The sequence below is a fragment of the Rhodococcus sp. IEGM 1379 genome (assembly GCF_030056815.1).
GTDB lineage: Bacteria > Actinomycetota > Actinomycetes > Mycobacteriales > Mycobacteriaceae > Rhodococcus_F.
The window spans coordinates 1-227 of record NZ_JASHKR010000225.1 but is presented as its reverse complement, the minus strand read 5'-3'; the positions used below and the strand labels follow the sequence as shown (position 1 = coordinate 227).

1 protein-coding gene is annotated in these 227 nt (G+C 62.6%); it reads right to left on the bottom strand.

What is annotated here, in order from left to right:
• Positions 1–227: ABC transporter permease (locus QM600_RS29595; RefSeq protein WP_283265340.1), on the bottom strand; the 227-nt coding region annotated here is incomplete at both ends.

Sequence of the window (227 nt, the reverse complement as noted above, 5' to 3'; positions counted from 1 at the left end):
CGAAAAGCCAAGACTGAGAGCGGCTTCCACCTCTCCGTACCGTCCATCGATGGCATCGAGACCACGCTTGGCAGCCAACGACGTCGCAGTCATGGCACCGCCCATCACGATTCCACCGATCGGTACCAGCGCCACGCCCTCGAGGGGCACGACCCCCGAAACAAGCATCAGAGGAAGGACAACACCGACTCCCGATGCCACCGCAACGCTCAACCAGGCACCGGAGA